Source organism: Aeromicrobium sp. Leaf350 (assembly GCF_916858655.1).
Taxonomy (GTDB): Bacteria; Actinomycetota; Actinomycetes; order Propionibacteriales; family Nocardioidaceae; genus Aeromicrobium.
The window spans coordinates 961,187-973,741 of sequence record NZ_CAKASL010000001.1 but is presented as its reverse complement, the minus strand read 5'-3'; the positions used below and the strand labels follow the sequence as shown (position 1 = coordinate 973,741).

The 12,555-nt window shown below is 72.3% G+C and carries 14 protein-coding genes; all 14 read left to right on the top strand.

Annotated elements, in window-relative coordinates; translation table 11 throughout:
- The 14 genes from LO931_RS04960 to LO931_RS04895 all read left to right on the top strand — a co-directional run bounded on the left by LO931_RS04960 (position 1) and on the right by LO931_RS04895 (position 12,554).
- Positions 1–450, top strand: a complete 450-nt coding sequence (locus LO931_RS04960; protein ID WP_229052175.1) for a MaoC family dehydratase N-terminal domain-containing protein — start codon at positions 1–3, stop codon at positions 448–450.
- The gene (locus tag LO931_RS04955) at positions 447–866 is read left to right on the top strand and encodes a MaoC/PaaZ C-terminal domain-containing protein (protein WP_229052174.1); all 420 of its coding nucleotides are present in this window, start codon (positions 447–449) and stop codon (positions 864–866) included. Before LO931_RS04960 ends, LO931_RS04955 begins: the two co-directional genes overlap by 4 nt.
- On the top strand, positions 863–1,690 hold the full coding sequence (locus LO931_RS04950) for an SDR family NAD(P)-dependent oxidoreductase (protein ID WP_229052173.1): 828 nt from the start codon (positions 863–865) through the stop codon (positions 1,688–1,690). Before LO931_RS04955 ends, LO931_RS04950 begins: the two co-directional genes overlap by 4 nt.
- On the top strand, positions 1,687–2,454 hold the full coding sequence (locus tag LO931_RS04945) for an enoyl-CoA hydratase/isomerase family protein (RefSeq protein WP_229052172.1): 768 nt from the start codon (positions 1,687–1,689) through the stop codon (positions 2,452–2,454). The genes LO931_RS04950 and LO931_RS04945 overlap by 4 nt, the downstream gene beginning before the upstream one ends.
- Positions 2,455–2,475: 21 nt before the next feature.
- Positions 2,476–4,017 carry a long-chain-fatty-acid--CoA ligase gene (locus LO931_RS04940; protein WP_229052171.1) on the top strand — a complete coding sequence of 514 codons (1,542 nt, stop codon included), beginning with the start codon at positions 2,476–2,478 and terminating at the stop codon, positions 4,015–4,017.
- 135 nt (positions 4,018–4,152) lie between these two features.
- Complete coding sequence (locus tag LO931_RS04935) at positions 4,153–4,980, top strand: amidohydrolase family protein (protein WP_229052170.1); 828 nt, start codon at positions 4,153–4,155, stop codon at positions 4,978–4,980.
- Positions 4,981–5,074: 94 nt separating this feature from the next.
- Positions 5,075–5,599, top strand: coding sequence for an MSMEG_0572/Sll0783 family nitrogen starvation response protein (locus LO931_RS04930; RefSeq protein WP_229052169.1), 525 nt, complete (start codon positions 5,075–5,077; stop codon positions 5,597–5,599).
- 34 nt (positions 5,600–5,633) lie between these two features.
- On the top strand, positions 5,634–6,728 hold the full coding sequence (locus tag LO931_RS04925; protein ID WP_229052168.1) for an MSMEG_0568 family radical SAM protein: 1,095 nt from the start codon (positions 5,634–5,636) through the stop codon (positions 6,726–6,728).
- A gap of 5 nt (positions 6,729–6,733) precedes the next feature.
- Positions 6,734–8,179 carry an MSMEG_0567/sll0787 family protein gene (locus LO931_RS04920; RefSeq protein ID WP_229052167.1) on the top strand — a complete coding sequence of 482 codons (1,446 nt, stop codon included), beginning with the start codon at positions 6,734–6,736 and terminating at the stop codon, positions 8,177–8,179.
- A complete protein-coding gene (locus LO931_RS04915) occupies positions 8,176–9,027 on the top strand; it encodes a carbon-nitrogen hydrolase family protein (protein WP_229052166.1) in 852 nt (283 codons plus the stop codon). Before LO931_RS04920 ends, LO931_RS04915 begins: the two co-directional genes overlap by 4 nt.
- Complete coding sequence (locus LO931_RS04910; RefSeq protein WP_229052165.1) at positions 9,020–9,337, top strand: MSMEG_0570 family nitrogen starvation response protein; 318 nt, start codon at positions 9,020–9,022, stop codon at positions 9,335–9,337. The genes LO931_RS04915 and LO931_RS04910 overlap by 8 nt, the downstream gene beginning before the upstream one ends.
- Entirely contained in the window at positions 9,334–10,587 is a 1,254-nt protein-coding gene (locus tag LO931_RS04905; protein ID WP_229052164.1) for an MSMEG_0569 family flavin-dependent oxidoreductase, read from the top strand. The genes LO931_RS04910 and LO931_RS04905 overlap by 4 nt, the downstream gene beginning before the upstream one ends.
- A 3-nt stretch (positions 10,588–10,590) precedes the next feature.
- Positions 10,591–11,448: a carbon-nitrogen hydrolase family protein gene (locus LO931_RS04900; protein ID WP_229052163.1), complete on the top strand. Its 858-nt coding sequence runs from the start codon at positions 10,591–10,593 to the stop codon at positions 11,446–11,448.
- Entirely contained in the window at positions 11,445–12,554 is a 1,110-nt protein-coding gene (locus LO931_RS04895) for an MSMEG_0565 family glycosyltransferase (RefSeq protein ID WP_229052162.1), read from the top strand. The genes LO931_RS04900 and LO931_RS04895 overlap by 4 nt, the downstream gene beginning before the upstream one ends.
- Position 12,555: the final 1 nt, after the last annotated feature.

The window sequence follows — 12,555 nt, the reverse complement described above, 5'->3', positions numbered from 1 at the left end:
GTGGCCCTCGACCACGAGGCGGCCCTGGCCGTCACGATCCCCGACCTCGCCGTGGAGCTGGAGCGAGGCCGGCTGAAGAGCTTTGCGGCCGCGGTCGGCGAGACCGACCCCGTGCACCTCGACGCCGACGCCGCCCGGGCCGCCGGGCACCCGGACGTCGTGGCGATGCCGACGTTCGTGTTCTCGCTCGACCTCGAGCGTCCGGACCCCTTCGACTACCTCGACGCCCTCGAGGTCGACCTGCGCGGGGTGCTGCACGGCGAGCAGTCGTTCACGTTCCACGCGATGCTCCACGCGGGCGACACCGTGACGGTCCGGTCGCGCATCACCGAGGCGTACGCGAAGAACGCGCACATGGACTTCGTCGTCAAGCACACCGACTTCCTGCGCGGCGACGAGCTGGTCGCCGAGGCGGACTCGCTGATCGTCGTGCGGGAGGTGGCCGCATGACTGCCCTGCCCACCCTCGACCTGGTGCCGGGCACCACCCTGCCGCCGCTCGAGATCGCCCCGATCAGCCGCACGACGCTGGCCCTCTTCGCCGGAGCCTCCGGCGACCACAACCCGATCCACATCGACCTGGACGTCGCCCGGTCGGCCGGGCTGGACGACGTGTTCGCCCACGGGATGCTCTCGATGGCCTACCTGGGCCGACTCCTGACCGGCTGGGTGCCGCAGGAGCGCCTCCGCAGCCTCGGGGTGCGGTTCGTCGCGATCACCCCCGTGCTGGGGCGCCCCACCTGCCACGGCACGGTGCTCGACGTCACCGACGGCCTCGCGACGCTCGACCTCGCCGTCCGGCTCGCGGACGGCACCACCACGTTGACCGGCACCGCCGTCGTCGACCTCACCGAAGGGCCGTCATGACCAGCTTGCAGGGCAGGACCGCGATCGTCTCCGGATCGGGACGCGGCATCGGGCGCGAGATCGCGCTCACCCTGGCGTCGCGCGGCGCCGCTGTCGTCGTCAACGACCTCGACGCCGAGCCGGCGAAGGAGACCGTCGCGGCGATCGAGGCGATCGGCGGGCGGGCGGTCGCGCACGTCGGCAGCGTCGTCGAGGACGGCTTCGCCGAGGGGTTCGTCGCCGCGGCCACCGACACGTTCGGCGGGCTCGACATCATCGTCAACAACGCCGGCTACACGTGGGACAGCGTCATCCAGAAGATGACCGACGAGCAGTTCGACGCCATCCTCGACGTGCACCTCAAGGCGCCGTTCCGCATCCTGCGGGCCGCGCAGCCCGTCATCTCGGCGGCCGTGAAGGCCGAGCGCGCCGCGGAGGCGCCGCGAGTGACCCGCAAGGTCGTCAACATCTCCTCGGTCGCCGGCACGTCGGGCAACACCGGCCAGGTCAACTACTCGGCCGCGAAGTCCGCGATCATCGGCGTGACCAAGACCTTGGCCAAGGAGTGGGGTCGGTACGACGTCACGGTCAACTGCGTGGCCTTCGGCCTGATCCGCACGCGGCTGACCGAGGCGCCCGCGGGCGGCGGTTCGACGATCGACGTCGGCGGACGCGAGCTGGCCGTCGGCGTGAACCCCGAGCTCCTCGCGCAGCTCGAACGGGGCATCCCCCTCGGGCGGGCCGGCACCCCGGCCGAGGCCGCCGGTGCCGTCGCGATGTTCTGCTCGCCGGACTCCGACTACGTGAGCGGCCAGACGCTCGTGTGCGGAGGCGGGTTCGAGTGACCGTGCGCGTCGAGGCGGACGGTCCGGTCACGACCGTGACGCTCGACCGCGCCGACACGCTCAACGCCGTGACGGGCCGCCTCGTGGCCGACCTGCGTGACGCGCTCGCCGCGATCGGCGACGACGCCGAGTGCCGTGCCGTGGTGCTGACCGGCGCCGGTCGCGGCTTCTGCTCCGGGATGGATCTCACGCTGGGCCTCGGCACCGACCGGTCCGAGGCGACCGCCATGATGCGCACCGCGGTGGCCGCGATCCTGCTGATGCGCGGCATCCCGCAGCCGGTCGTGGCGGCCGTGAACGGCCCCGCGGTCGGGGCGGGCTTCGCGCTGGCCTCGGCGTCCGACCTGCGCATCGCCGGGCCGGACGCGGTGTTCAGCGCCCCGTTCCTGCGGCTCGGCATGAGCGCGGGCGACCTCAGCCTCTCCTGGTTCCTCCCGCGTCAGATCGGGGCGGCACGAGCCAGCCAGCTGTTCCTCACCGCCGGGTCGCTCGACGCGGCCGAGGCCCTGGCCCTCGGGTACGTCAGCGAGGTCGTGGCGGATCCGGTCGCTCGCGCCCGGCAGCTGGCCGCCCGCATCGCCGAGCACCCCGCCACCGGTGTCCGCGAGACCAAGCGCCTCCTGGACCACAGCATCGCCGGTGAGGGATTCGCCGAGCACCTCGAGCGCGAGCTGCAGACCCAGGTCGACCTCGCCTTCGCCGGCGACCTCGACCGGGCGCGCGACCACTTCATCCGTCAGCACCACGCCACCACGCCCACGTAGACCCGACCAGGAAGCCACCCCATGCGCCTCACGACTGCCCTGCACCGCGCCGTCCAGCAGGACCCCGACCGCAAGCTGACGATCTACAACGACCGCGTCCGCACCGTCGGCGAGAGCGTCGACCAGGTGGCCCGCCTCGCGGCCGTGCTGACCGATCTCGGTGTCACCCCGGGAGAGCGCTTCGCGATCCTCTCGCTCAACTCCGACCGCTACCACGAGGCCCTGCTCGCGGCGGCCTGGAGCGGCACCGTGGTCGTGCCGCTGAACATCCGCTGGGCGGTGCCCGAGAACTCCTTCGCCCTGCGCGACGCCGGGGCGCGGGTGCTGCTGGTGGACGACGCCTTCGCGGCGATGGTGCCGCGACTGCGCGACGAGTGCGAGGCGCTGACGGCCGTGGTGCACATCGGCGACGGCCCGACGCCCGAGGGCTGTCTCGGTCTCGAGGACCTGCTCGCCGCTCACGAACCGGCGCCCGACGCGGGAGCCGGGGGCCAGGACCTGTTCGGCATCTTCTACACCGGCGGCACGACGGGTGCGCCCAAGGGCGTCATGCTCAGCCACGACAACCTGATGGTCAACGGCATGGCCTCGCTGACGACCCACCGACTGATCGGCCGCGGACGACTGCTGCACGCCGCGCCGATGTTCCACCTGGCCGACGTCGCGGCCTGGAACTTCGGACAGCTCGTCGGGGCGACCCACGTCATCGTGCCGATGTTCGAGCCCACGTCCGTCTGCCGGGCCGTCGAGCAGCACGACGTGACCGACGCCCTGCTGGTGCCGACGATGATCCAGATGCTCGCGGACCACCCGGAGACCGGCGACCACGACCTCAGCGGCGTCCGCCGCATCATGTACGGGGCGTCGCCGATGTCGGAGGCGGTGCTGGAGCGGGCCATGAAGGTGTTCACCGGCGCCGACTTCACCCAGGCGTACGGCATGACCGAGCTGTCGCCCGTCGCCACGTTGCTGCTGCCCGAGGAGCACCACGACCCGGTGCTGCGGCGCTCGGCTGGCCGAGCCGTCGCCGAGCTGGAGGTGCGGATCGTCGACGCGTTCGACGTCGAGGTGCCGCGGGGCGACGTCGGGGAGGTGGTGGTGCGCGGAGACAGCGTGATGCAGGGCTACTGGAACCGCGACGAGGAGACGGCCACGGCGCTGCGCGGCGGCTGGATGCACACCGGCGACGGCGCGTACATGGACGACCGTGGCTACGTGTTCATCGTCGACCGGGTCAAGGACATGATCGTGACCGGTGGCGAGAACGTGTACTCCGTCGAGGTCGAGAACGTCGTCGCGCAGCACCCGTCGGTCGCGGCGTGCGCGGTGATCGGCGTGCCCGACGACGCCTACGGCGAGCGGGTGCACGCGGTCGTGGTGCTTCAGCCGGACGCGAGCCTGACGGCGGCGGAGCTGACCGAGTTCTGCCGGGAGCACATCGCCAACTACAAGCTGCCCCGCAGTGCCGAGGTCGTCGAGGCGCTGCCCGTCTCCGGCGCGGGCAAGATCCTCAAGCGCGAGCTGCGTGCCCAGCACTGGACCGGCGACCGCGGCGTCCACTGACCCCACCCCCGCGGGGCGTCAGGCGTGCCAAACACCGCCCGGCGGGAGAGGGGCGAAACGTGGATGACACGCGACCTCACACGGTCTTGTTCCGAATGGAACCAGTCGGCAACACCCGGGCCGTGGACTTGACCCATGACCACGGGCCACCTCGACGCACACCGCCACATCGGGCGGCTGCCTGAGTTCGCGTTCTACGGCGGCCCGCCGATCCAGGCCGACGTCACCGCCAAGGCGACCGTCGCCGAGTTCATCGCGACCCTCGACGAGGAGGGTACCGAGCGGGCGCTGGTGCTGCCGAACTACGGCGTGCCGATCCCCGACGCCGCGTTCGACTTGAACCCGCTGGCGATCGAGGCGGCCCAGAAGGACGACCGCGTGAGCTGCGGCCTCTGGGTCTCGCCCAAGGCTTCCGACGCCGAGCGCAACGACGGTGCCCTGGCGCTGGCCACCGAGCACGGGGTGAAGGCGCTCAAGACGAGCTTCCTCCTCGGCGGCTCCCCGACCGACCCCGACTGCGCCGAGCAGATCGACCGCATCTTCACGACGGCCGCCCAGCACGACCTGGTGGTCCACGTGCACACCTCACCGGGCGCCGCGAGCGACATCGACCAGATCGGCCACCTCGTCGACCGGTACGGCGACGACACCAAGATCCACCTCGTCCACCTCGGCGGCGGCATGAGCGGCCACATGAAGCTCATCGGCGGCCGGCTCTTCGACTGGATCGAGGCCGGCAAGCAGGTCTACACCGACACGAGCTGGACGATCGGCTTCGCCCCGCTGTGGCTCGTGAGCGAGATCGAGAAGCGTGGCATCGGCCACGACCGCATCCTCTTCGCGACCGACGCCCCCTGGGGCGACTTCGCCGGGGAGCACGCGCGCCTCGCGGCCGCCGCGGGCGACGGCGAGCTCGCCGACCACTTCTTCCACCGCAACTTCGAGGCGCTCTACGGCACGTGACCTCGACCCCGATCCCTGGCCCGCAACGGCGCGACGCCAGTACCGCACGACCCGCACGACGACCCGCCCCATCGCAGCACACCCAGGAGAACTGATGACCGACATCGACGACCAGATCGCCGCCAACATCGAGGCCTCGCTCGGCGAGATCGCCCACCCGTCGCTGCCCAAGGGCACGAACCTCTACGGCTCGACCAAGATCTTCCCCGACTACCAGGCCGAGGAGGGGCAGTCGTACTTCACCCTGATCCACGGCATCCCGCACGAGTCGTCGGTCAGCTTCGTCGCGATCCTGCAGGCCACCCGCGCGCTGCGGAAGGGCTTCGAGACCGCGATCTACTTCTACGGCCCCGGCACCCTCGCCGTCTCGGCCAATCGTGGCTTCCCGACGACGGGTGACGCGGGCTTCCCGGGCGAGCTCAACATGAACGGCTCGATCGAGACCTACATCGCCGAGGGCGGCACCGTCTTCGCGTGCCGCTTCGGCCTCGCGCTGCACGGCATCCGCGAGGAGGACCTGATCGAGGGCGTCATCCCGGCGCACCCGCTCGACGTGCAGGACGCGATCATCCACTACGCCCGCAAGGGCGCGATCATCAACTCCGTCTACAACCTCTGATCCCCACCACCACACGAGGGACGGAGGAGACCACATGAACGCGCCCAGCTGCGGGGCCGGAGCCACGGCCACCCGCACCAGCACACGAGTCGATGTCGCCATCCAGGGCATCCGACTGCTCGATGCGCCGGTCAGCCGGCAGTCGGGCGCGGGACCGAGCGATGACGGTCACGTGCTGCTCGGGGGCATCGGGACCGCCATCCCGATCAACCCCGACAGCCCGTTCACGATCAACCGGGGGCGCCTGCTCCTCGACGGGGCCGACACCGGCCTCGGCGTGGAGCCGGTGCGCCGCCCGGCGTTCTACGACCTCGAGACGGCCGACGGGGTCTCGTACGAGAAGATCGCCCGCCTGCACTCGGCCAACGTCCTCGCCACGACCGTGGTGCAGACGTGCGTGCGGTACGACGAGGCCGAGCGGTGCCGGTTCTGCGCGATCGAGAAGTCGCTCGAAGCCGGATCGACCATCGCGGTCAAGACGCCGTCGCAGATCGCCGAGGTGGCCAAGGCCGCGCACGACCTCGACGGCATCACGCAGATGGTCATGACCACCGGCACGTCGAACGGCCGCGACCGCGGTGCCACCCACCTGGCCCGCTGCGTGCGGGCCGTGCGCGAGGTGCTGCCCGACCTCGCGATCCAGGTGCAGTGCGAGCCGCCGGCCGACCTGCAGACGATCACCGACCTGTACGAGGCCGGGGCCCGCTCGATCGGCATCCACGTCGAGTCGATGGACGACGACGTGCGTCGGCGGTGGATGCCGGGCAAGTCGTCCGTGCCGCTCGACGAGTACCGCGCCGCCTGGCGCGAGGCGGTGCGCGTGTTCGGCCACAACCAGGTCTCGACGTACCTGCTGGTCGGGCTCGGCGAGGACCCGGACGAGATGGTCGAGGCCGCGCAGGAGCTGGTCGACATGGGCGTCTACCCGTTCGTCGTGCCGTTCCGGCCCCTGGCCGGCACGCTCGCGACCGACGTCGACCACGTGCCGCCGCCCCCGGCGGAGGTGCTGCAGGACGTGACGCGCCGCGTCGCCCACGCGCTGATGGAGGCCGGCATGCACGGCTCCGACCAGGCCGCCGGGTGCCCGGCCTGTGGCGCCTGCAGCGTGCTGCAGTCCGAGGGGGCGTGATCCCCGTGGCCTATGTCGACCTCGACCGCGGCATCCTCACCGGCACGCGTCCTTCGCCCGCTCCGACCTTCCTGGTCGAGCAGGCGCAGACCCGAGCAGAGCTCGACGCCTACCGGTCCCTCCGCCGTGAGGTGTTCGTGGCGGAGCAGGGCATCTTCGCGGGCGACGACGCCGACCGCGTCGACGACGACCCGCGCACGATCGTCCTCCTGGCCCGCACCCCGGAGGGCGCACTGCTGGGCGGGGTGCGCATCGCTCCCGCGGTCGAGGGCCGCGACATCGGCTGGTGGGCGGGAAGCCGCCTGGCCGTCAGCGCGGCGGCCCGCACGCACGCCGGCATCGGCGGGGCGCTGGTGCGCGCCGCGTGCGCCCGCGCCGAGGCCGAGGGTGCCCTGCGCTTCGACGCCACGGTGCAGGCGCAGAACGAGTCGCTGTTCGTCCGCCTCGGCTGGACCACGCTGCGGACGCTCGACGTCCACGGCCGCCCGCACGTGCACATGCTCTGGCCGATCGACCGGGTGGAGCGGCTCGCGCGGGCCACCAAGGCCGCGCTCGGCGCGCTCCTCGACGGCCTCGAGGCTCCCCCCAGCGGTCTCGGTGGCAGAGCATTCGTCGGCGACGACGCGGCCCCGGTGCCCGGTTCCGACCTGCTGGCCGCGTGCGACGCGATCCTGCCCGCGATGGTGGAGCGCGACCCGGAGTGGGCCGGCTGGTGCGCCGTGCTGGTCAACCTCAACGACATCTCGGCGATGGGCGCCTCGCCCGTGGGCCTGCTCGACGCCGTCGGCGCCCGTGACGCCTCGTTCGCCCGCCGCATCTTCCGCGGGCTCCGCGCCGCGTCGGAGGCCTGGGGCGTGCCGGTGCTCGGCGGGCACACGCAGCTCGGCGTGCCGGCCTCGCTCAGCGTCACGGCCCTGGGCCGCGCCGACCGTCCGGTCCCCGGTGGCGGTGGCCACCCGGGTGAGTCCGTGCGGCTCACGGCCGACCTCGGCGGCGGCTGGCGCCCCGGCTACACCGGATCGCAGTGGGACTCCTCGTCGCACCGGCGTGCCGACGAGCTGCGGGCCCTCGCCGGAGTCGTGCCGGCCCTGCGACCCACGGCCGCCAAGGACGTCAGCATGACCGGCGTCATCGGCACCACCGGGATGCTCGCGGAGGCCAGCGGCTGCAAGGCCGTGCTCGACGTCGACGACATCCCGATGCCCGCGGACGCCACGGCCGGCGACTGGCTCACCTGCTTCCCCGGCTTCGCGATGGTCACGACCGAGCGCACGCCCGCACGCGCGTCCCAGCCCGGAGCCGGGCTGCCGTCGCACGTCGACACCGCCGTCTGCGGACGGCTGACCGAGGGCCGCGGGGTCGACCTGCGCTGGCCCGACGGACTCGTGACCTCGGCGATCGCCGACACCGTCACCGGACTCGGAACTTCCGACTCGAGGAGAATCGCATGACGCTCACCACCCTGGCCGCCGCGTCGGCCAACTTCGGACGCGACCTCGACGAGGCCTACGCCCAGATCACCCGGCTCGTGGCCGAGGCGCGCAGCCGCGACGTCCGGCTGCTGGCCCTGCCGGAGGCGGCGCTCGGCGGCTACCTCTCGACGCTCCACACCGACGGCGACGGGCCCGACTCGCTGCCGCCGATCATCGACCTCGACGGTCCCGAGCTGCGCCGGGTCGCCGAGATCGCGGGCGACATGACGCTGGTGCTCGGTTTCTGCGAGGCCGACGGTGGCACGCGCTACAACTCGGCCGCCGCGCTGAACGGCGACGGCGTGATCGGCGTGCACCGCAAGGTGCACCAGCCGCTGGGGGAGAACCTCTACTACGAGGCGGGCGACGTCTACGAGACCTTCGAGACGCCGGTCGGGCGCATCGGCATGCTGATCTGCTACGACAAGGCGTTCCCCGAGGCCGCTCGCGCCCTGGCGCTCGACGGCGCCCAGGTCGTCGCGTGCATCTCGGCCTGGCCCTCCTCGCGCACCGCAGGGGCCAGCGACATCGCGGAGGACCGGTGGACGAAGCGGTTCAACCTCTTCGACCAGGCCCGCGCGCTCGAGAACCAGATCGTCTGGGTCGCGGCCAACCAGGTCGGCACCTTCGGCTCGATGCGGTTCGTCGCCAACGCCAAGATCGTGGGTCCGGGCGGCGACGTGCTCGCCACGACCGGCACCGAGGCCGGGCTGGCGATCGCCGGGGTCGACCTCGACGAGGCTCTCGAGACGGCGCGCCGGTCGATGTTCCACCTGCGGGACCGTCGCCCCGACACCTATGTGACCGAGGTGCCGGTCCATGCCTGAGATGACCGTGACCGTGCGCTGGCCCGACGGCCGCGTGGCCGACTGCTACTCGCCTTCGCTCGTGATGCACGACCACCTCGACCCCGGCACGAGCTACCGCGTCGACGAGTTCACCCGCCGATCGGCGACCGCGCTGGCCGAGGCGAGCGAGCGCGTGCGGGCGAAGTACGGCTTCGCGTGCAGCGCGTCGGCCGCCTCGCTCGAGCGCATCCAGGCGACCGCCGCGGGGTTCGCGGCCACCGACCTCGTCGAGGTCCTCGACATGCAGCCGCCTCTCCCGCAGAGAACTCAGTCCCAGGAGTCGTCATGACCATTCCCGTCGCGATCGTGGGAGCCGGCCAGGCCGGTCTCTCGGTCAGCTGGTTCCTGACCCAGGAGGGAGTCGAGCACGTGCTGCTCGAGGCCTCCACCACGGCCCACGAGTGGACCGATCGCCGCTGGGACAACTTCACGCTCGTCACGCCGAACTGGCACTGCCGGCTGCCCGGCTACGTCTACGAGGGCGACGACCCCGACGGGTTCATGAACCGCGAGCAGGTCGCCGAGTGGCTCGCCGGCTACGCCGCGAGCTTCGATCCGCCGGTGCGCGAGCACACCGCCGTCACGCTGCTGACCCAGCGCGAGGGTGGCGGCTTCGAGCTCACCCTGCGGGGCCCCGACGGCGAGGAGGTGCTGGAGGCCGAGCAGGTCGTGCTGGCCACCGGCGGGTACCACCTGCCGATCGTGCCGCCGTTCGCCGCCGGCATCGACCCGTCGATCACCCAGGTGCACTCGGCCGACTACCGCAACGCCGCGCAGCTGCCGGACGGCGACGTGCTGGTCGTCGGATCGGGCCAGTCGGGCGCACAGATCGCGGAGGACCTGCACCTGGAGGGCCGCAAGGTCCACCTCGCCCTGGGAGACGCGCCCCGCGTCGCACGCTTCTACCGGGGTCGCGACTGCATGACCTGGCTCGCCGACATGGGCCTGTACGACACGCCGGTGCAGCAGTACCCCGGCGGCCGAGCTGCGCGCGAGAAGACCAACCACTACGTGACGGGTCGCGACGGCGGGCGTGACATCGACCTGCGACAGTTCGCCGCCGAGGGCATGAAGCTCTACGGCCTGATGTCCGGCGCCGAGGGCACGCGCCTGTCGTTCGAGCCGACCCTGACGGGCGCCCTCGACTCCGCCGACGCGGTCTACAACTCGATCTGCCGCGACATCGACGCGTTCATCGAGCGCGAGGGCATCGACGCGCCGCCCGGCGGGCAGTACGAGCCGGTGTGGGCCCCCGACCACGAGCCGCGGATGCTCGACCTCGCCGAGGCCGGCATCACCTCGATCGTCTGGGGGATCGGGTACCGACCCGACTACCGCTGGGTCAAGGTCGGCGTCTTCGACGGCGCCGCAGCGCCGACCCAGACGCGCGGCGTCACGTCGGTGCCGGGCCTGTACTTCCTCGGTCTGCCGTGGATGCACACGTGGGGATCGGGCCGCTTCAACGGCATCGCGCGCGACGCGGAGCACGTGTTCGACAGCATCGTGGGTGCTCGTCGGCCGGCCACGGTCGAGCACTAGGCCGTGCGCCTCGCCGCGGTCGCGGCCCACTTCGGGCGCGACGTCCCGCGTGCCCTCGACAAGGTCGAGGGCATCGTCGGCGACGCCCGGGAGGCGGGCGTCGACCTGCTGGTGCTGCCGGACGCCACGCTCGGCGGCTACCTCGCCGACCTGCGCAGCCCCGACCCGGACGCGCTGCCGCCGGCGTTCGCCGAGGACTCCTTCGAGGTCGGGCGGGTCGTGGCGATGGCGCAGGACATGGTGGTCTGCTTCGGCTACACCGAGGAGACGCTGGTCGACGGCGAGCTGCTGCACCACAACGCGGCCCTCTGCGTGACGGGCGACGGGATCCTGGGTCGGCACCGAAAGGTGCACCAGCCGGCGGGGGAGTCGTTGGTCTACGCGGCGGGTGACTCCTTCGAGGCGTTCGACACGCCGGTCGGGCGCATGGGCATGCTGATCGACTACGACAAGACGTTCCCCGAGGCCGCGCGCACGCTCGCGCTCGACGGCGCGGAGATCCTGGCGTGCCTCTCGGCCTGGCCCGCGAGCGTCACCGACCGCGCGTCCCGCCTGCCGCAGGACCGGCAGTCGAGGCTGTTCGACCTCTACGACAGCGCCCGCGCGGCCGAGAACCAGGTCGTGTGGGTGTCCTCCAACCAGACCGGCGTCATGGGCGGCCTGCGGTTCCTCGGCCAGGCCAAGGTGGTGGGGCCGGGCGGTGACGTGCTGGCGCGCACGTGGTCGAAGGGGGCGCTCGCGGTCGCGGAGGTCGACGTGGCCCTCGAGATCGCGCGCTCGCGGCGCATCCTGCACCACCTCAAGGAGCTCACCCCGAGCAGCTACCGGACGGTGCCGGCCACGACGGGCGAGACCTCATGACCCCGCTGCGGCTCGCCCTGCTGACGTACTCGTCGAAGCCGCGCGGCGGCGTCGTGCACACGCTTGCGCTCGCGGAGGCGCTGGCGGCGCTCGGCCACGACGTGCACGTGTGGACCCTCGGCCGGGGCGGCGACACTGCGTTCTTCCGCCCGGTCGACCCAGCCGTCACGGTGCACGCCGTGCCGTTCCCGGCGATCGACGGGGAGGAGGTCGGCGAGCGCATCCTGCGCTCGATCGCGACGCTCGGTGAGGCCTTCGAGCCGGTCCGCGACGGCTACGACGTCGTGCACGCCCAGGACTGCATCAGTGCGAACGCCGTCATGGCGGCGGGTGCCTCGTACGTGCGCACGATCCACCACCTCGACACCTTCACGACTCCCGAGCTCGCGGCGTGCCACGAGCGCGCGGTGGTCGAGCCGAGCGCCCGCATCTGCGTCTCGGCCGCGGTCGCCACCGAGGTGAGGATGGGGTGGGGGCTGTCGCCGGTGGTCATCCCCAACGGCGTCGATGCCGCCCGCTTCGAAGCCGGGGCCGAGGACACCGAGGGTCGGGCTCGGTGGGGCGAGAAGCTCGGTCCCTACGTGCTGGCGCTCGGCGGCATCGAGCCGCGCAAGGGCAGCATCGACCTGCTCGAGGCCTACGCGATGCTGCGGCGTCGTCGGCCGGACCTGCGGCTCGTGTTCGCCGGCGGCGAGACGTTGTTCGACTACCGCGACTACCGCCGGGCGTTCGAGAACCAGGCGCGACACCTCAACGTCGAGCACGAGGTGCTCGGGGTCGTCGACGACGGCGACCTTCCCTCGCTCGTGGCGCAGGCGGAGGCGCTGGCGTTCGTCTCGACGAAGGAGGGCTTCGGTCTCGCCGCGATGGAGGCCCTCGCGGCCGGGGTGCCGGTCGTCGCGCGCGACCTGCCGGTGCTGCGGGAGGTGTTCGGGTCGACCGTCGCCTTCGCGGAGTCGCCGATCGGCATCGCCGCCGCGCTCGCCGGAGCGGTGAGCGACCCGCCGTCCCCCGACCCCGGACGCGACCTCGCGCGCGGCTACACGTGGGAACGGGCGGCGCGGGCGCACGTCGCGTTCTACGAGGCCCACGTCGCCCAGGCCTGAC